Annotated in this window: 19 protein-coding genes; 9 read left to right on the top strand and 10 right to left on the bottom strand. The window is 64.3% G+C overall.

Translation table 11 applies throughout. The annotated features are described in order from the left end of the window. Positions 1-115: 115 nt before the first annotated feature. Both B015_RS0121145 and B015_RS0121140 read left to right on the top strand, forming a co-directional pair. Complete coding sequence (locus B015_RS0121145; RefSeq protein ID WP_018429731.1) at positions 116-1276, top strand: D-alanyl-D-alanine carboxypeptidase family protein; 1161 nt, start codon at positions 116-118, stop codon at positions 1274-1276. After that, complete coding sequence (locus B015_RS0121140) at positions 1273-2430, top strand: GTP-binding protein (protein ID WP_040456349.1); 1158 nt, start codon at positions 1273-1275, stop codon at positions 2428-2430. Before B015_RS0121145 ends, B015_RS0121140 begins: the two co-directional genes overlap by 4 nt. Before the next feature lie 21 nt (positions 2431-2451). Here B015_RS0121140 and B015_RS0121135 read toward each other — a convergent pair whose 3' ends face one another. From B015_RS0121135 to B015_RS0121115, 5 genes are all read right to left on the bottom strand, one after another. Further along, positions 2452-2685 (bottom strand): sulfurtransferase TusA family protein, encoded by a 234-nt coding sequence (locus B015_RS0121135; RefSeq protein WP_026227561.1) that lies wholly within the window; start codon positions 2683-2685, stop codon positions 2452-2454. Positions 2686-2690: 5 nt separating this feature from the next. Beyond that, on the bottom strand, positions 2691-3956 hold the full coding sequence (locus B015_RS0121130; protein ID WP_018429728.1) for a murein L,D-transpeptidase family protein: 1266 nt from the start codon (positions 3954-3956) through the stop codon (positions 2691-2693). Positions 3957-4175: 219 nt separating this feature from the next. Further along, positions 4176-5126 (bottom strand): acetyl-CoA carboxylase carboxyltransferase subunit alpha, encoded by a 951-nt coding sequence (locus tag B015_RS0121125; protein WP_018429727.1) that lies wholly within the window; start codon positions 5124-5126, stop codon positions 4176-4178. A 99-nt stretch (positions 5127-5225) separates the two neighbouring features. Next, the gene (locus B015_RS0121120; RefSeq protein WP_018429726.1) at positions 5226-6143 is read right to left on the bottom strand and encodes a site-specific tyrosine recombinase XerD; all 918 of its coding nucleotides are present in this window, start codon (positions 6141-6143) and stop codon (positions 5226-5228) included. Beyond that, positions 6140-6289, bottom strand: a complete 150-nt coding sequence (locus B015_RS0121115; RefSeq protein ID WP_018429725.1) for a hypothetical protein — start codon at positions 6287-6289, stop codon at positions 6140-6142. Before B015_RS0121115 ends, B015_RS0121120 begins: the two co-directional genes overlap by 4 nt. Positions 6290-6437: 148 nt before the next feature. Here B015_RS0121115 and B015_RS0121110 point away from each other — a divergent pair, with 148 nt between their 5' ends. From B015_RS0121110 to B015_RS0121100, 3 genes are read left to right on the top strand one after another with little or no spacing between them, the layout of a single operon-like run. Continuing rightward, the gene (locus B015_RS0121110; protein ID WP_018429724.1) at positions 6438-7061 is read left to right on the top strand and encodes a shikimate kinase; all 624 of its coding nucleotides are present in this window, start codon (positions 6438-6440) and stop codon (positions 7059-7061) included. After that, a complete protein-coding gene (gene aroB / locus B015_RS0121105) occupies positions 7058-8173 on the top strand; it encodes a 3-dehydroquinate synthase (protein ID WP_018429723.1) in 1116 nt (371 codons plus the stop codon). Before B015_RS0121110 ends, aroB begins: the two co-directional genes overlap by 4 nt. Further along, entirely contained in the window at positions 8170-9090 is a 921-nt protein-coding gene (locus B015_RS0121100; RefSeq protein ID WP_018429722.1) for a transporter associated domain-containing protein, read from the top strand. The genes aroB and B015_RS0121100 overlap by 4 nt, the downstream gene beginning before the upstream one ends. On the opposite strand, the gene B015_RS32720 is transcribed toward B015_RS0121100, so the two are convergent. From B015_RS32720 to B015_RS0121080, 4 genes are all read right to left on the bottom strand, one after another. Continuing rightward, a complete protein-coding gene (locus B015_RS32720) occupies positions 9035-9736 on the bottom strand; it encodes an MIP/aquaporin family protein (RefSeq protein WP_018429721.1) in 702 nt (233 codons plus the stop codon). The genes B015_RS0121100 and B015_RS32720 overlap by 56 nt on opposite strands. Positions 9737-9747: 11 nt before the next feature. Beyond that, entirely contained in the window at positions 9748-10278 is a 531-nt protein-coding gene (locus B015_RS0121090; RefSeq protein ID WP_018429720.1) for an arsenate reductase ArsC, read from the bottom strand. Positions 10279-10284: 6 nt separating this feature from the next. After that, complete coding sequence (locus B015_RS0121085) at positions 10285-10629, bottom strand: metalloregulator ArsR/SmtB family transcription factor (RefSeq protein ID WP_018429719.1); 345 nt, start codon at positions 10627-10629, stop codon at positions 10285-10287. Positions 10630-10692: 63 nt separating this feature from the next. Next, positions 10693-10995 (bottom strand): BolA family transcriptional regulator, encoded by a 303-nt coding sequence (locus tag B015_RS0121080; RefSeq protein WP_018429718.1) that lies wholly within the window; start codon positions 10993-10995, stop codon positions 10693-10695. A gap of 145 nt (positions 10996-11140) precedes the next feature. On the opposite strand from B015_RS0121080, the gene B015_RS0121075 reads away from it, so the two are divergent. From B015_RS0121075 to B015_RS0121060, 4 genes are all read left to right on the top strand, one after another. Continuing rightward, positions 11141-11758, top strand: coding sequence for a J domain-containing protein (locus B015_RS0121075; protein WP_018429717.1), 618 nt, complete (start codon positions 11141-11143; stop codon positions 11756-11758). A 116-nt stretch (positions 11759-11874) separates the two neighbouring features. After that, a complete protein-coding gene (gene cobS / locus B015_RS0121070; RefSeq protein WP_018429716.1) occupies positions 11875-12861 on the top strand; it encodes a cobaltochelatase subunit CobS in 987 nt (328 codons plus the stop codon). Positions 12862-12873: 12 nt separating this feature from the next. Beyond that, positions 12874-14772, top strand: a complete 1899-nt coding sequence (gene cobT, locus B015_RS0121065) for a cobaltochelatase subunit CobT (protein WP_018429715.1) — start codon at positions 12874-12876, stop codon at positions 14770-14772. After that, positions 14769-15788: an esterase-like activity of phytase family protein gene (locus tag B015_RS0121060; protein ID WP_018429714.1), complete on the top strand. Its 1020-nt coding sequence runs from the start codon at positions 14769-14771 to the stop codon at positions 15786-15788. Before cobT ends, B015_RS0121060 begins: the two co-directional genes overlap by 4 nt. 228 nt (positions 15789-16016) lie before the next feature. On the opposite strand, the gene B015_RS0121055 is transcribed toward B015_RS0121060, so the two are convergent. Beyond that, on the bottom strand, positions 16017-17117 hold the full coding sequence (locus tag B015_RS0121055; RefSeq protein ID WP_018429713.1) for a saccharopine dehydrogenase family protein: 1101 nt from the start codon (positions 17115-17117) through the stop codon (positions 16017-16019). Positions 17118-17157 lie beyond the last annotated feature (40 nt).

The following is a 17157-nucleotide window of genomic DNA, read 5'->3' as shown; positions in this document are numbered from 1 at the left end:
CAGCGGCGGCGATGCCGTGGCCATGTGTTTTGAACCGGCCAGCGCGTCGCCATCCCGGTTTACGGAAATCTTATGGACGGCCGGCTATGATCGGCAAGAGGCGATTTCGGATTTGATGATGAAGAACAGGTTCGTCAGAAGCACGCTCATCGGTTTTGCGGCGGTGGCCGCACTGGGCACTGCCCCTGCCTTTGCCAATCCGGAGATGCTTTTCGACGTCAATTCCGGCGCCGTCATCGAGCACAAGGATGCCTTCATGCGCTGGCATCCGGCGTCGCTGACCAAGCTGATGACTGCCTACACCACATTCCGCGCGATCCAGGCGGGCGAACTCGCGCTCAACTCGCCGATCAAGATCAGCAAGCGGGCAGCTGCCTTCCCGCCGGCGAAGATGGGTTACAAGCCCGGCTCGGTGCTGACCCTCGACAACGCACTCAAGATCATCATGGTCAAGTCGGCCAACGACGTCGCCGCCGCCATCGGCGAAAATGTCGGTGGCACGACGGAGGCCTTTGCGGCACGCATGAATGTCGAGGCCCAGCGCCTGGGCATGAGCGGCAGCCACTGGGTCAACGCCAACGGGCTGCACGATCCGGACCAGTACACCACCGCCCGCGACCTCGCGATCCTGGTCAGGGCGATCCGTCTCGAATATCCGCAATATGCCTCCTATTTCGATATCGAGGGCATCATCGCCGGCAAGGCCAAGCTCAAGAACTTCAACCCGCTGGTCGGCCGCTTCCCCGGTACCGACGGCATGAAGACGGGTTTTGTCTGCGAGTCGGGCTTCAATCTGATCGCGTCGGCCACCCGCGACGGCAGGACGCTTGCAGCCGTCGTGCTCGGTGCGACGTCGCCCAACGACCGCGCCGAAGAGGCGGCCAAGCTCTTGCAAAGCGGTTTTGGCCGCACCGGCAGCTCGGTCAGCGTGACCGGGCTCGCGCCCTATGGCGACATGCGCGACATGCCGACCAGCATGCGCGACGAGGTGTGCTCGCCCAAGGCCAAGCACGCTGCCTCCGATGGTCCGGCTCCGACCGAAGCCGGGGCAGGCGAAGAGAAGTCCGAAGAGAAGGTCTCGATCATTCCCGAGATGACGCGTCCGCGCAGCTGGGTGACCGTCAGCCTCGGCGGCGCCAACGGCCCGGTGCCGCGCGCCATGATGGGCCGCGACGAGGTCGAATATGCCGACGTGCCGCTGCCGACCTGGCGGCCGGACATGCCGGCTCCCGCCGGTGCCGTGCCCGTCGCCCAGGGATCGAAGGCGCGCTCGTGAGCCCCCAAGCCTCATTCCCGATCCCGGTGTCGGTGCTGACCGGCTTCCTCGGTGCCGGCAAGACGACACTGCTCAACCGACTGCTCAAGGATCCGGCGCTTACCGACACGGCCGTGATCATCAACGAGTTCGGCGACGTCGCCATCGACCACCTGCTGGTCGAGAAGGCATCCGATGGCGTCATCGAGCTGTCCGACGGCTGCCTGTGCTGCACGGTGCGCGGCGAACTGGTGGATACGCTGGCCGATCTGGTCGACCGACTGCAGACCGGCCGCATCCAGCGGCTGGCGCGGGTCGTCATCGAGACCACCGGTCTTGCCGACCCGGTGCCGGTGTTGCAGTCGATCATGGGCCATCCGGCACTGGTGCATGCCTTCAGGCTCGATGGTGTCGTTACCGTCGTAGACGCGGTCAATGGTCGTGCCACGCTCGACGCCCATGTCGAGGCGGTGAAGCAGGTGGCGGTCGCCGACCGTATCGTGCTGACCAAATCCGACCTGGTCGACGATCCGGCCTGGACGGAGACGCTTCTGGGCCGGCTGCGCCATATCAATCCCGGCGCCGAGATCAGGGCGGCGGGCGAGGGCGCGGTGGCGCAGCTCATCCAATGCGGGCTTTACGATCCCGCGACCAAGACCGCCGATGTCAGGCGCTGGCTGGGCGAAGCGGCCGCGCACGATCATCATCACCATCATGGCGGCAATCACGACCTCCACGATCACGATCATGGGCACAACCACGCGCATGACTGCGGTCACGGACATGACCATGGTCATGGACATCACGACGCCCGCATCGGCTCGTTCACGTTGGTGCATGGCGGCGCACTGCCGTTCTCGACGGTCGAGATGTTCCTCGACCTGCTGTTGTCGACACAGGGCGACAAGCTCCTGCGTATCAAGGGCATCGTCGAACTGGCCGAGGATCCATCGCGGCCGCTGGTGATCCATGGCGTCCAGAAGATGCTCCACCCGCCGGCGCGACTGCCATCATGGCCGGATGCGGTGCGCGGAACACGGCTGGTGCTGATCGGCATCGACCTGCCGCGCGACTATGTCGAGCGCCTGTTCGCCGCCTTCGTCAACAAGCCGGCGATCGACACGCCTGATCGCGAGGCGATGGAAAACAACCCGCTGGCGATTGCCGGGCGGTAGCGTCCAGAAAGTCAGTTGATATCAGCCGGTGCGTTCCACCAGGAAGCGGTGGCCGCCGTCGACAGCCATGGTCTCGACCAGCCTGTGGCCGGCATCCTGACAAAAGGCCGGAATGTCGATGACCGCGAGCGGATCGGTGGTCTCGAGCCACAGCCTGCTGCCGGCCGCCATGTCTGCCAGGCGCCGCTTGGCCTTCAGCACTGGCAGGGGGCAATTGAGCCCCCTGAGGTCGTAGATTTCGGTGGTTTCGCTCACGCGGATCAGCTGCCGAACAGGTTGAGCAGCTTCTTCTTCAGCTTGGCCGTCGTGCCCGGCTCTTCGACCGGGGCCGCCTGCGCTGCCTGGGCAGGGGCTTCGGTAACAGGGGCCGGTGCGGGTGCCGCGGCGGCTGCGATCGCCTGCTGCTGGGCGGCGATCTTGGCTGCTTTGGCGGCGGCCGCGGCAGCAAGCTTTTCTTCTGCGGCCTTCTTCTTTGCGGCTTCTTCAGCCTCGAGTGCCGCCATGCGGCGACCCTCGGCCGAATCGATGCGGCCCATGCGCGTTGTCGTCTGCACGACAGTACCGTCCTGGGCCATGGCAGGCGGATCCATGGTCACACGCTCGCCGCGGGCGCGGCGCTTGGTCCAGTCGGACACCAGATTGGCTTCCTTGATGCCGGCAATCGTCGGCTTCGGCGCTTCGCCGCCAGTGGCGCTGGCAAAAGCGCTGTCATACTGGCTCTTGTAGGACTGGTAGGCCGTCATCAGCGGTTGCGGCTGGGTCGTGGCCGGGCAGGCGCCGGTCGGGTTGAAGCTCGCACCAGCCTCCGCAACACGGTTGAAAACGTAGCGCTTTTCGCAGACGTCGACCTTCGGCGGCACCTTGGTGATTTCGAAGTGGTCGTAACCTTCCTTCAGCATGGTCCAGAACTGGTAGTTCGGGTCGTTGCGATAACGCGCCATGTTGGCGGCGTTCATGCGGAACGGATACGACTGCACCTGGAACTCGGTCTGGCCACCCTTGAACGCGTCGCGGGCGAAAGCATAGATCTCCTCGATCTGGGCATCGGTCATCGAGAAGCAGCCCGATGACGAACAGGCGCCGTGAACCATCAGGTTCGAGCCGGTGCGGCCGTTGGCGCGATCATATGTGTTGGGATAGCCGATGTTGAAGGCGAGGTGATAGCTGGAGTTCGGGTTCATCTGCCCCGGACGAACGGTGTAGAACCCCTCCGGCGACTGGCGGTCACCCTCGGTATATTTCGGGCCGAGCTTGCCGGACATCTTGCAGATGTCGTAGCTGGCGATGATGTCGTAGCGGCCGTTGGTCTTCTGCTTCCAGACCTCGAGCTTGCCTTCTTCCTTGAACACGCGCGCCAGCACGGGCGAGCTCTTGTCCATGCCCTTGGCCTTCATTTCGGCAAGGATCTTGGGCGACAGCTGCCGGTTGGCGTGCTGCGGCACGAAGTCGTTGACAGAAGATTCCGAGCAGCCGGCGACTGCGAAGGCGGCAATCAGCAATCCGGCGCGTGCGATATTGGCGATCATCGGTACTAAAGTCGTCTCTTTGCGGCCGTGGCGCATCGCTGCCCAGGCCGGGCCCGTCCTGATACTGCTTCGACCTTAAGGTCGTTAACCTTGAGAATTCCTTACCGCAAGATTGCTTGCGATCCCACGCGCGCAAAATCACGGCAAGTTCATTGAACTTGGCGAGGCGGCGATTTTGTGGCGAAAAGGTGCCCGGCTGCAAAGACTGCAGCCGCGCAATCAGAGGCTGCGGCCGATCGACAGGTATTTTTCGCGGCGCTGCTCGCGGAAGTCGATGCCGGAGCCGGCGAAATCCTTGAGGGTCTTGGCGATCAGGTCGCCGGTCGCCGAAATCACCGCATCGGCATTGCGATGGGCGCCGCCCAGCGGCTCGTCGATGATCTGGTCGATGATTTTGAGACTCAGGAGATCCTGCGCGGTGATCTTCATGTTGGTGGCAGCATCCTTGGAGCGCGTCGTGTCGCGCCACAGGATCGAGGCTGCACCTTCCGGCGAAATCACCGAGTAGATCGCATGCTCCAGCATGAACACCCGGTTGGCGGTGGCAATGGCGATCGCGCCGCCCGAACCGCCTTCGCCGATGACGATCGCAATCGACGGGACTTTGAGGCCAAGGCAGGCGGAGGTGGAACGGGCAATGGCTTCGGCCTGGCCACGCTCCTCGGCGCCGACGCCCGGATAGGCGCCCGCAGTGTCGACAAGCATGACGACGGGGATTTTGAAGCGGTCGGCCATTTCCATCAGGCGCACGGCCTTGCGGTAGCCTTCGGGGCGGACCGAGCCGAAATTATGCTTGAGGCGGCTCTTGGTATCGGAGCCCTTCTCCTGGCCGAGCACCAGCACCGGCTCGCCACGGAAGCGGGCGAAGCCGCCGACCATGGCTGCGTCCTCGCCGAAATTGCGGTCGCCGGCAAGCGTGGTGAAATCGGTGAACAGGCCTTTGACATAGTCGAGGCAGTGTGGGCGATCAGGGTGGCGCGCCACCTGGACCTTCTGCCACGGCGTCAGCGCTTTGTAGGCATCGCGCAGCGCGTCGCGGGAGCGCTTCTCGAGCCGCTTGATCTCTTCGCCGACATCGACCGCCTCGCCGCTCTCGGAGAGCTTCTTGAGCTCGAGGATCTTGCCTTCGAGGTCGGCGACCGGTTTTTCGAAATCGAGGTAATTGTACATTGGCGAGCGGACTACCACGCTTGAAAAATTGAGGCACCGGGGGCCGAAGAAAGTGGCACCGCGCCAGTGGAACGTGGCACTCACATAGCGATATGGGCACTAATCGGCAAGCGGGTGATGCTCGTTGACCAGTTTCAGCAGCCGTTCTTCCAGAACATGCGTGTAGATCTGGGTGGTCGAAATGTCGGAATGTCCGAGCAATTGCTGCACCGCCCGGAGGTCCGCCCCGTTCTGCAGGAGGTGGCTGGCAAAGGCGTGCCGCAGCACGTGCGGCGATATCTTGGCAGCCGAAATCCCGGCGCGGGCGGCAAGGCCCTTGAGGTCGCGGGCAAAGACCTGGCGGGGCAGATGGCCGCTCTCCGACGAGGCCGGAAACAGGAAGGGGCTGTCGACCAGTCTTGGGTTGGCATTGCGCTGGTGCAGCCAACGCCGCATCGCCTCACGCGCCTTGGCCGAAAGCGGCACCATGCGTTCCTTGTCGCCCTTGCCGCGCACGACGAAAAAGCGCTCGTCGCGCAATGCCACCGTCAGCGGCAGGCTGACCAGTTCGGAAACACGCAAACCCGTGGCGTAGAGCACTTCGACAAGCGCATGCAGGCGCGCAGCCGCCATGCCATCGGTGCCGTTGGCCTCGGGATTGCCGGCTTCGCTGGCAGCGCGGTCGAGCAGCCGGCCGGTCTCGTCTTCGCTCATGGTCTTCGGCAGCGCCCGTTCCTTCCGGGGGCTGTCGACGATGCCGGTGGGGTCGTCGCCGCGCAGGCCCTCGGCATAGAGGAAGCGGAAGAACTGGCGCAGCGCCGAAAGCTTGCGCGCCTGCGAGGTGGTGGCGAAGCCTCGGCCTGCCAGATTGTCGAGATAGTCGCGGATCCCCGAAGCGTCGGCGTTGGCCAGCCTGCCGCCCAGATGCGCGGAGGCATCTTCCAGATCACGCCGATAGCTGGCCAGCGTGTTGTCGGCGGCGCCGCGCTCGGCGGCCATCATTTCGAGGAAGGCCTCGATGCGCGCGCCCGATTTCATTTCTTCGGATTGAGCTTCTCGGGCGGGATGCGGACCGAGATTTCCGACTTCTTCGGCTCCACGAACATCACCAGCGCAAACATGGCGCCGTAGACGATGCCCGCCAGGACTGCGAGCGTTACAAGGAACCGGAAAAGTGTCGGCATCGATGTGTTCGCCCGTCTTACCCAGTCAAGGTCTTAATGAGTCGTGTGCCCTTATGGGACGCCGTTCGTGCCATTTCAAGGGCAGGGGCGGCGCATGCGCTTGACGCAACGGGGCTTTTCATGTCGAAACGCCGACGAAAGGGAACCCATGACACCCGACGCGCCAAATACATCGCCCGAGTGCTCCAGCGCTGCGCTGCTCGACCGGCTCGGTACCCGCTCGATCGTCTTTGTCGGGCTGATGGGGGCAGGCAAGACGGCCATCGGCCGCAAGGTCGCCCAGGTGCTCGGCCTCGGTTTCATCGACAGCGACCACGAGATCGAGGCCGTGTCGCGGATGACCATCCCCGAACTGTTCGAGCGCTACGGCGAGGCTGAATTCCGGGCGCTCGAGCAGCGCGTCATCGGGCGTGTGCTGGAGGGCGGGCCGCAGGTTCTGTCGACAGGTGGCGGCGCCTTCATGAACGCACAGACGAGGGGCGCAATCGCTGCCAACGGCGTCTCGGTCTGGCTCAAGGCCGAACTCGACCTGTTGATGGAGCGCGTCTCCAAGAAGCAGAACCGGCCGCTGTTGCAGAATGCCGACCCGCGCGCCGTGCTCGCCAAGCTGATGGACGAACGCTACCCGGTCTATGCGCTGGCCGACCTCACAGTGCCGACGCGCGACGATCGCAAGGAGGCGATTGCCAGCGAGGTGATCGAGGCGCTGTGCAACCATCTTGGTGTGCCCGGCCGCATACACGTTTCGGAAGGCTCGGAGGATCACGAATGACAGACATCGTCACAGTCGAAGTCGGGCTTGGCGACCGCGCCTATGACATCCTGATCGGTCCGGGGCTGATCGCGCGCGGCGCGGACCTGATCCAGCAACGCCTGCCAAAGGCGCGCTGCGCCATTGTCACCGACGAGAACGTCGCTGCCGCCCACCTCGCGCCCTTGGTCGAAAGCCTCACCGCTGCCGGCAACCCGCCTGCAGTCATCAAGCTTCCGGCCGGTGAAAAGACCAAAAGCTTCGATTCGCTCGAGAAAGTGGTCGACGACATCATCGCCGCCCGTCTTGAACGCGGCGACGCGGTGATAGCACTCGGCGGCGGCGTCATCGGCGATCTGACCGGCTTCGCCGCCGGCATCGTGCGCCGCGGCATGAATTTCGTGCAGATGCCGACCTCGCTGCTCGCCCAGGTCGATTCTTCCGTCGGCGGCAAGACAGGCATCAACAGCCCGCGCGGCAAGAACCTGATCGGCGTGTTCCACCAGCCCAAGCTGGTGCTGGCCGACACCTCTGCCCTCGACACGCTGCCTGTGCGCGAGTTCCGCGCCGGCTATGCCGAAGTTGCCAAATACGGTCTCATCGACCGCCCCGATTTCTTCGCCTGGCTGGAAAAGAACTGGCAGGACGTGTTTGCTGGCGGCCCCGCCCGCACCGAGGCTATCGCCCAGTCCTGCCGCGCCAAGGCCGATGTGGTTGCCCGCGACGAGTTCGAGACCGGTGACCGCGCACTGCTCAATCTCGGCCATACCTTCGGCCATGCGCTCGAGGCCGCCACCGCCTATGACGGCGCTCGCCTGGTGCATGGCGAGGGAGTCGCCATCGGCATGGCGCTGGCGCACCGCTTCTCGGCCCGGCTCAATCTCGCCAGCCCCGACGATGCGGCGCGTCTCGAAGCGCATCTGCGTGAGGTCGGCCTGCCGTGGCGCATGTCGGACATTCCCGGCGACCTGCCCGACGCCGAGGCGCTGTTCAACTACATCACCCAGGACAAGAAGGTGTCGCGCGGCGCGCTGACCTTCATCCTGACGCGCGGCATCGGCCAGTCCTTCATCGCCAAGGACGTGCCGGCTTCCGAAGTGCTGTCTTTCCTCAAGGAGAACCGTCAGGGATGATTGCGGCCGGCTGGATCGTCGCGGCGGTTTTGGCAGGGATCATCCTTGCCTTCCTGGCGTTTCGCGACCAGTTGCTTGCCGCACTCGGCTTCGAACTGACGGCGGTCGTGCCGCAGCGCTCGGCGCATGACGAGCTGCGCGGCACGATGAACGAACTTCATCGCGAGGGGCAGGTGGTGAAGCAGGATCGCGACCAGGTCGGCGGTCTGCTCGACCTGCACGAACTCGAAGTCTCCGACGTCATGGTCCATCGCACCAACATGCGGCTGATCAACGCCGACATGGCGCCGGAGGCGCTGCTGCGCGAAATGCTGCAGAGCCCCTACACGCGCTTGCCGCTGTGGCGCGGCACCACCGACAACATCGTCGGCGTCATCCATGCGAAGGACCTGCTGCGCGCCCTCAACGAGGTCGAGGGCGACTATGCCCGGGTCGACCTGGTCAAGGTGGCGTCCAAGCCGTGGTTCGTGCCCGACACCACGACGCTGCAGGACCAGCTCAACGCCTTTCTGCGCCGCAAGCAGCACTTTGCCATCGTTGTCGACGAGTATGGCGAGGTCGAGGGGCTGGTGACGCTCGAAGACATCATCGAGGAGATCGTCGGCGAGATCGCCGACGAACACGACATCGACATCCAGGGCGTCAAGCAGGAAGCCGATGGCTCGGTGGTGGTCGACGGCTCGGTGCCGATCCGCGACCTCAATCGTGCGCTCGACTGGAGCCTGCCCGATGACGAGGCCACCACCATCGCCGGCCTCGTCATCCACGAAGCCCAGTCGATCCCCGAGGAAAAGCAGGCCTTCACCTTTCACGGCAAGCGCTTCATCGTCATGAAGCGCGACAAGAACCGCCTGACGCGAATCAGGATCCGGCCGGTTTTGGCGGTGGAGCCGGTCGCGCAGCGCAAGCAGGGCTGACCCCCGGCCACAGTGCTTTCCCGGTCAGCACTGCCGCAAAGGCGCCAACCATTTGCGCTACAATGAACGTTGGTACGTCGGTGGGCGCGATGCCGGCAAAGGTATCGGTCAGACTGCGTGCGATGGTCACCGCCGGATTGGCAAAAGACGTCGACGAAGTGAACCAGTAGGCTGCCAGAACGTACAAACCAACGGCAAGGGGCGTCGATTTCGGGGCTCGCGCTATGCAGCCGAAAATGGTGAGCAGGAGACCGAAGGTGGCTATGGCTTCTCCGAGCCACTGGCCGGGACCTGTCCGGCCAGTTGTCGACAGCTGCAGCATGGGCTGTTCGAACATCATATGAGCGGCGACCACTCCGAGGACCGCGCCGACAAGTTGTGCTGCGACGTACGGGCCGAGCGCCGTCCATGCGAGGCGCCGCTCCAGCGCCATTGTCAGGCTGACCGCCGGGTTGAGATGGGCGCCCGACACCGGCCCCAGCACGGTGATCAGGACGACGAGAATGGCTCCGGTGGCGACTGCGTTGCAGAGCAATGCAAGCGCTGCGCTCCCGCCTGACAATTGCACTGCCGCGATCCCCGATCCGACGACGGTCGCAAGCAGGAATGCCATTCCAAGCGTCTCGGCCAGGAGCCGGCGCAGCATTGGCCCGCTTTTCACCTTGCCGTGCCGCCGGCCTTGCCGGTCGCGCCGTCCATTCTTCCTATCTCTTCGAGATGGGAAGCCAGTGCCATGCGGTCGAGGCTTGCGATCGGCAGGGCAATGAAGGCCTGGATGCGGTTGCGCATGTATTTGAAGGCAGTGACGAAGGCTGCCTCCTTTTCGATGTCAGTGCCTTCGACATGGCTCGGGTCCTCGATACCCCAGTGGGCATTGGCCGGGTGGCCGAGCCACACAGGGCAGGCTTCACCGGCTGCGTCGTCGCAGACTGTGAAGATGAAATCCATCTGCGTCGCGCCTTCGGCGGCGAACTCGTCCCAGGTCTTCGACCTGAAGCCGTCGGATGGGTAGCCGTAGCTTGCGAGCACCTTCAGGGCGAACGGATTGACCGCGCCCTTGGGCTGGCTGCCGGCGGAGAAGGCGTTGAAGCCGGGAGCACCGTCCTTGCGCAGGATACCCTCGGCAAGGATCGAACGGGCGCTGTTGCCCGTGCACAGGAAGAGCACGTTGAAAGGCCTGTGGGTCATGGGGTCTCACTTCGACGGAATGCAGCAGGGGGTTGGTTCGGCAAGCAGGGGCGCGCAGGCTTCCGGCCTGCCGCCGCAACAATCATCGAGCAGGAAGGCGAGCACGCCACGCAATGCCGGCAGGTCGGGGCGATAGACGATGGAGCGGCCGTTGCGCTCGCTTCTGGCAAGGCCGGCTCGGGCCAGTACGGCGAGGTGGGCTGACAGCGTGTTCTGCGGAACGGCAAGCCGGCGCGCCAGTTCGCCGGCGGCGATGCCCCCGGGCTCGGCCGCCGCCAGTTGGCGGAAGGCCTCGAGCCGCGTCGGCTGGGCCAGCGCGGCCAGCGCGTCTATCGTCGTGTTTGCATCCATATATCCAGATTGATGGATATATGTGACGGGCGGATGACAGGTGCCTGTCGGCCCGTCAGAAGCCTACCAGCGGGTTGCTTCGCCCGGGGCCGCCGGCTCGATGGCCAGCGCATGCAGGCCGGCCTTCAGCTCCGCCGAGAGCGCGTCGTTGACGGCGCGGTGGCGGTCGATGCGGCTCATGCCGGCGAATGCAGGTGAAACGATGCGGATGCGGAAATGGGTCTCGCCGGAGCCGTCGAAGGTAGCATGATGGCCGCCGTCGACATGGTGATGGCCGGCATGCAGGTGGCTCTCATTGATGACCGCAAGGCGCTCGGGCGAAAACGCCTTGTTGAGCTTGTCTTCGATGGACGTCTGTATGGACATCGGGCTCACCTTTCACCACATGTGTCTTTGCCGCCACCAATCACAGCCTTCGGGCACAATTGGGCCGCAAATCAGGGGTTAGGGCGATCATCCTGGAAATGTCAATTCTTGTTTCGCCGCTCGATACGGCGGTAAATGTCATCAGATGAAGACGAACTCGAAATATTTCGACAAGATCCGCGTCCGTCCCGATCCGGAAGCGGAGGTGAAGTCGCGCGCGCCGATCTGCCAGTGGGATGGCTGCAAGGAGGCGGGCACCCACCGCGCGCCCGTGGGCCGCATGAGGGAGGGCGAGTATTTCCAGTTCTGCTTCGACCATGTGCGCGAGTACAACAAGGGCTTCAATTATTTCTCCGGGCTCGCCGACGGCGACATCGCGCGCTTCCAGAAGGAAGCGTTGACCGGGCATCGCCCGACCTGGACCATCGGTTCCAACGGCTCTGCCACAGCCCGCTCGGCACCGGACTTTGCCCAGCAGCGCTCGGGCCGCGCCGGCTACTACAATCGCATGCGCGACCCCCACAACGTGTTCGGCACAGGGGCCGGGACGCCGCGCCAGCGCAAGGCAAAGCCGCTGGAGGCCAAGGCGCTGGATACGCTGGGGCTCGATTCCAGGGCCACCGGAGCCGACATCAAGGCGCGCTACAAGGAACTGGTGAAACGCCACCACCCCGACGCCAATGGCGGTGATCGCGGGTCGGAGGACCGCTTCAGGGACGTGCTCCAGGCCTATCGCGTGCTCAAGCAAGCGGGATTGTGTTGAGCCAGCCGCGGTCGCGGCCTTTTTCCAACTTTCCTCTGGCTGGAAAAGGCTTTAAGACCGCCCCCGAAGAAAAATTCGATTGCCAGCGTAGCTGAGGCTTCGCGCGTGGAGACGTCATGAACAAGGTCGATCGCGACATTGCCAACCTGCCTGACACGACGGTGTCGGTGAAAGAAGCCTTCGGGTTCGATTCGAAGATGGTCGTACCGGCCTATTCGACCGCCGGCGAGCATGTGCCAGACGTCGATCCCGACTATCTGTTCGACAAGGCCACCACGATGGCCATCCTCGCGGGCTTTGCCTACAACCGCCGCGTCATGGTGTCGGGCTACCACGGCACCGGCAAGTCGACCCACATCGAACAGGTCGCTGCCCGCCTTAACTGGCCCTGCGTTCGCGTCAACCTCGACAGCCATGTCAGCCGTATCGACCTCGTCGGCAAGGACGCCATCGTCGTCAAGGAAGGCATGCAGGTCACCGAATTCCGCGACGGCATCCTGCCCTGGGCCTATCAGCACAATGTCGCGCTGGTGTTCGACGAATACGACGCCGGCCGCCCCGACGTGATGTTCGTCATTCAGCGCGTGCTCGAATCGTCGGGGCGACTGACCCTGCTCGACCAGAGCCGCGTCATCCGTCCGCACCCGGCCTTCCGCCTGTTCGCCACCGCCAACACGGTCGGCCTCGGTGACACCACCGGTCTCTATCACGGCACCCAGCAGATCAACCAGGCGCAGATGGACCGCTGGTCGATCGTGACGACGCTGAACTATCTGCCGCACGACAACGAAGTGAACATCGTCGTCGCCAAGGCCAAGCACTATCGCGACGCCAAGGGCAAGGAGATCGTCAACAAGATGGTCCGCGTTGCCGATATGACGCGTTCGGCCTTCGTCAATGGCGATCTGTCGACGGTCATGAGCCCGCGTACCGTCATTACCTGGGCCGAAAACGCCGAGATATTCGGCGACGTCGGTATGGCCTTCCGCCTGACCTTCCTCAACAAGTGCGACGAGCTCGAACGCTCGGTCGTGGCGGAATTCTATCAGCGTGCCTTCGGCGAGGACCTGCCGGAGTCCTCCGCCAACGTCGTGCTGGGATAAGAACGGGCTCAAATGGCGGGGCCGGGCGACAACACGCGCAACAAATCCAAGACGGGCTCTGAGGCGGACAGCTTCAAGCGCGCGATGACAGTGTGCATGCGCGCGATCTCAGGCGACAACGAGTTCGAGGTGGCGTTCGCCAAGGAGCGGCCGGCACTCGCCGGCAACCGTGCCCGCCTGCCCGAACTGCCGAAGAAGGCCACCGCCTTCGACATCGCCGTCACCCGCGGCCTCGGCGATTCCATGGCGCTGAAGCGCGCCTGCCACGACAATCGCATCCACGCCAAGCTGGCGCCCGAGGGCAAGCAGGCTCGCGCCGTCTATGACGCGGTCGAGCAGGCTCGCGTCGAGGCGATTGGCAGCCGCGCCATGGCCGGCGTTGCCGAAAACATCTCGACGATGCTCGAGGACAAATACGCCAAGGCCAATCTCGCCGAGGTGACCGAGCAGTCGGAAGCGCCGCTCGAAGAAGCGCTGGCACTGATCGTACGCGAGAAGCTGACCGGCCGCCCGGTGCCCAAGAGCGGCCAGCGCATGGTCGAGCTCTGGCGCAAGTGGGTCGAAGACAAGGCCGGCGCCGATCTCGACCATCTGGCCGGCAATCTGAGCGACCAGCAAGCCTTTGCCCGCGTCGTGCGTGAGATGCTGGCATCGCTCGAAATGGCCGAGGAACTGGGCGACGACCAGGAAACCGAGGACAACGAGGACCAGGACGACGACCAGCCCGAGGGCGAGGAGCAGAGCGAGGAGGGCGGCGAGGACGATTCCGGCTCCGACCAGTCGCAGTCCGACGAGGCCGAGGCTTCCGCCGACGAGGATCCTTCCGGCGAGATGGAGGCGTCCGACGCCACCGCCGAGGACATGGCCGACGATGACGATACGGATTCCGAGACGCCGGGCGAAGCCCGCCGCCAGGACAATCCCTTCGCCAACCTGCCCAAGGAAATCGACTACAAGGTCTTCACCACCGCCTTCGACGAGACGGTTGGTGCGGAAGAGCTGTGCGACGAAGACGAGCTCGACCGTCTGCGCGCCTTCCTCGACAAGCAGCTCGCCAATCTGCAGGGTGTGGTCGGCCGTCTGGCCAACCGCCTGCAGCGCCGCCTGATGGCGCAGCAGAACCGCTCCTGGGACTTCGACCTGGAAGAGGGCTATCTCGATCCGGCCCGCCTCGTGCGCGTCGTCATCGATCCGATGCAGCCGCTGTCGTTCAAGCAGGAGCGCGACACCAAGTTCCGCGACACGGTCGTCACGCTGGTGCTCGACAATTCCGGCTCGATGCGCGGTCGCCCGATCACGGTTGCCGCCACCTGCGCCGACATCCTGGCGCGGACGCTGGAGCGCTGCGGCGTCTCGGTCGAGATCCTCGGCTTCACCACGCGTGCGTGGAAGGGCGGGCAGGCACGCGAGAAGTGGCTGAAGGACGGCAAGCCGCCAAACCCCGGCCGCCTCAATGACCTGCGCCACATCATCTACAAGAGCGCCGATGCGCCATGGCGGCGTTCGCGGCGCAATCTCGGCCTGATGATGCGCGAAGGCCTGCTCAAGGAAAACATCGACGGCGAGGCACTGTTGTGGGCGCACCAGCGCCTGATCGCCCGGCCCGAGCAGCGCAAGATCCTGATGATGATCTCGGATGGTGCGCCGGTCGACGATTCGACACTGTCGGTGAACCCGGGCAACTATCTGGAGCGCCATCTGCGCGCCGTCATCGACTTGATCGAGACGCGCTCGCCGGTCGAGCTGCTTGCCATCGGCATCGGCCACGACGTGACGCGCTATTATCGCCGCGCCGTCACCATCGTCGACGCCGAGGAACTGGCCGGTGCTATGACCGAACAGCTTGCCTCGCTGTTCGACGAGGTCAGCGCGCGCGACACGCGCCGTGGCGGCTTCCGGCGCGCCGGATGATCCTTGCGGTCACCCGGCTGCGACAACTGGCATTGGCTGCGGTGGCAGCACTTGCGCTGTCGGCGTCGCTGACGGCATCTTCCGTTGCCGAAAGCCCGCCCGTCGAGCAGATCGAGATATCCGCCCGGCCTATCACCAAATTCCACATCGGCCGTGATGAGACGATGTTCGGCCCACTCGAATTCGTCGGCGGGCTCGAACTCACCTCTTCATCGCGCAATCTTGGCGCCTTGTCCGCCTTTCGCTTCCTCAAGCCGGGCAGTGATTTCATCGGCGTCGCCGACACCGGCTTCTGGTTCTTCGGCACGGTCGAGCGTGATGCTGCGATGCGACCCACGGCTATCGCGAATTTCCGCATGGAGCAGATGGTCGACGCCTCGGGCAATTTCATCCAGAAGAAATGGCTGGCCGACGCCGAGAGCCTCGCCGTCAGGGATGGCATAGCCACTGTCGGCTTCGAAGGTGCCCATCGCGTCGCCCAGTTCCGCATCGAGCCGGGCAACATGAAGGCGGCGTTCCGCGAACTCGACTTCCTCGTGCCGCGCAATGAGCTGCGCATGAACCGCGGCTTCGAGACGGTGGCTTATTCTCCCCAGAAGGGCAGCCTCGTCGTGGTTTCCGAAAAGAGCCTCGACAAGGCGGGCAACATCTTCGCAGCCGTGCTCGAAGGGCCCGACAAGGGCGTCTTCACCGTCCGCCGCGCCGGCGACTTCGACATCACCGACGGCGCCTTCCTGCCCGATGGCGACCTGTTGCTGCTCGAACGCAGCTTCTCCATGGCCTCCGGCGTGAAGATGCGGCTCCGGCGCATCGGCTCGGAAACCATCGCCAAGGGCAAGGTCGCCGACGGCCCCGTGCTGTTCGAGGCCAACATGGCTTACCAGATCGACAACATGGAAGGTCTCGACGTCTGGCAGCGCCCTGACGGGGCCCAGATGGTGTCGATCATCTCCGACGACAACCACTCGATCCTGCAGCGCAATCTCTACCTGGAATTCATCCTGCACGGGGATTGAGTTTTTCCGATTACAGCCCCGGTGCGGGACGCTACCTATACCCAAGTCTTGACCTCTCCCACAAATGGGAAGGGGGGCAATCCCGGCCGCACAGGCCGTCGAAAATCAGCGCCGACCACGGTGCGGAGCGTCGGCCGCACACAGCGCAAAAAAAAGCGAGGGGTCCCCCAACCCCTCGTTGCCCAACTTTTGGCCTCGGAGCATTCTCTCCGGAAGGCTATCGGGCGATCAGGCCGCCAGATGGTTCGCTGCGGCCTGCGCGTAGTTGCGGCCGAAACGGTTGGCGAGGAAGGCGTCGAGCGCGATGTCCTCTTGACGGATGAAGCCTTTCTGCGGCAGAGCGCCGTTGGCCAGCATGTCGAGCACGGCGCAGATGCCTGAAGCCGTGGTGATCTGGATGGCGCTGCGCGTCAGCTTGCCGAGCTGGCGGCTGTAGATTTTGTTGGCGTAGCTCTCCTGCAGCAGGCGTCCGCCCTTGCGGCCGCTGACGGTAACGAAAATCACCACCACGTCCTGCAGCGTCGCCGGCAGGGCGTTTTCCAGGATGTCCTTCAGCACTTCGCGGCGATGACGCAGGCCGAGATCGTTGAGCAGCGCCTTCATGATCGCGGCGTGGCCGGGATAGCGGATGGTGCGGTAGTTGAGCGTGCGCACCTTGCCTTCATAGGTCTCGCACAGCGTGCCGAGGCCACCTGAGGTGTTGAAGGCTTCGTAGGTGATGCCGTCGAGAGAGAATTCCTCGCGCTCCTCGAGCGGCGGAACCTCGATCAGCTGGCCCTCGACGATCGCCTCGCAAGGCTCACAATATTCGTTGATGACGCCGTCGGTGCTCCAGGTCAGATTGTAGTTGAGCGCGTTCGACGGGTACTGCGGTAGGGCGCCGACGCGCATGCGCACGCTCTCCAGCGAATCGAAACGCTTGGCGAGGTCGTTGGCGACGATCGAGATGAAGCCCGGGGCGAGGCCGCACTGCGGGATGAAGGCGCTGTTGGCCTTGCCCGCCAGTTCCTTGACGATGCGGGTCGAAGCGACGTCCTCGGTCAGGTCGAGATAGTGCACGCCGGCCTTGGCGGCGGCTTCGGCGATTTTGGTGGTCAGGTGGAAGGGGGCTGCCGACATCACGGCGAACTTGCCGGCCAGAACGCCGTCGAGCGCGCCGGCCTCCGAGATCTCGACCTGCTTGGTCGCGACATTGCCGCTGACTTCCAGCGCGTCGAGCGCTGCCTGCGAGCGGTCGACCACGGTCACCTGAAAGTCGCCGGTTTCCGCCAGCATGTCGGCGATGGTCGAGCCGATCTTGCCTGCGCCTACGACAACGATTTGCTTCATGGTCTGTCCCCTTGGAATGGAATTTCGTGCGCGATTCTAT

Origin of the sequence: Hoeflea sp. 108 (genome assembly GCF_000372965.1) — a bacterium.
In the GTDB taxonomy this organism is placed as follows: Bacteria; Pseudomonadota; Alphaproteobacteria; order Rhizobiales; family Rhizobiaceae; genus Aminobacter.
The sequence above is the reverse complement of the archived record's forward strand: the minus strand, read 5'-3'. Positions and strand labels throughout refer to the sequence as shown.